Consider the following 1,511-nt stretch of genomic DNA (forward strand, 5'->3'; position numbering starts at 1 on the left):
CCGAGCATGGGTGTTGCGTGGCATCGGTTCCTGGCGTTCTTCAACATCTACTTCAAGCGTGAGGCGGATGGTGGGGTCGCGTTGGGTGCGTTGCAGCCGATGCGGTCGGGTGGTGTGGTGATCGATTTCGAGGATCCTGCGGACGACGCGGTGTTCGGGGTCTCGCAGGTGGAGCATTTCACCTGGAAGGGGTTGTTGGACTTCTCGACGTGTACCGAGTGTGGTCGGTGTCAGTCGCAGTGTCCGGCGTGGAACACGGGCAAGCCGTTGTCGCCGAAGTTGTTGATCATGTCGTTGCGGGAGCACGCGTACGCGAAGGCGCCGTATCTGTTGGCGGGCGGCGGGCTCGACGACGAGGGCAACGAGAAGGCGACGCCGGAGCGGTTGGCGCGGGTTCCGGCGGCGGCGTCGGCGGAGGCGGCGCGGCCGTTGGTGGGGACGGCGGAGGAGAACGGGGTGATCGACCCGGACGTGTTGTGGTCGTGCACCACGTGCGGGGCGTGTGTGGAGCAGTGCCCGGTGGACATCGAGCACGTGGACCACATCGTGGACATGCGCCGGTACCAGGTGTTGATCGAGAGCGCGTTCCCCTCCGAGGCGGCGACGATGCTCAAGGGGTTGGAGAACAAGGGCAACCCGTGGGGCGTGGCGACCAAGGCCCGCCTGGACTGGGTGAAGGAACTCAAAAAGGCGACCGGGATCGAGGTGCCGATCGTCGGGCGGGACGTGGAGCCCGCGGAGTTGGAGTACCTGTACTGGGTGGGTTGCGCGGGGGCGTTGGCGGACGGGCCGAAGAGGACGACGAAGGCGTTCGCGGAGTTGTTGCACATCGCCGGGGTGCGGTACGGGATCCTGGGCAAGGAGGAGTCCTGCACGGGCGACTCGGCGCGCCGGTTGGGTTCCGAGGTGGTCTTCCAGATGTTGGCGGCGCGGAACGTGGCGACGTTGAACGCGGCGTTGGAGGACGCGCCGCGCAAGCGGATCGTGACGACGTGTCCGCATTGTTTCAACACGTTGGCCAACGAGTACCCGCAGTTGGAGGGGCACTTCGAGGTGATCCACCACACGCAGTTGCTGCAGCATCTGCTGGACGAGGGCCGGTTGACCCCGGTGGAGCCGGTGGAGGGCCTGGTCACGTATCACGACCCGTGCTATCTGGGGCGGCACAACAAGGTGTACACGCCGCCGCGGGAGATCATCGCGCGGGTGCCGGGGTTGCGGAACGAGGAGATGCACCGGCACCGCGAGCGCGGGTTCTGCTGTGGTGCGGGCGGCGCGCGGATGTGGATGGAGGAACGCATCGGCAAGCGCATCAACAACGAGCGCATGGACGAGGCCCTCTCCCTGGGGCCCGACATCGTCTCCACGGCGTGCCCGTTCTGCCTGGTGATGTTCACCGACTCGATCAACGCCAAGAAGCAGGCGGGCGAGGCCAAGGAGGAACTCCGCGTCGTCGACGTGGCCCAACTCCTCCTGCAATCCGTGCAACTCCCCGAACCACCGGCGACCGA

At 66.4% G+C, this 1,511-nt stretch carries 1 protein-coding gene; it reads left to right on the plus strand.

Going from position 1 to position 1,511, the window contains the following annotated elements; translation table 11 throughout:
• Positions 1 to 1,511: (Fe-S)-binding protein (locus ABZ374_RS48495; RefSeq protein ID WP_360325249.1), on the plus strand; the 1,511-nt coding region annotated here is incomplete at both ends.

It is taken from the genome of Embleya sp. NPDC005971, from assembly GCF_040629175.1.
Lineage (GTDB): Bacteria > Actinomycetota > Actinomycetes > Streptomycetales > Streptomycetaceae > Embleya.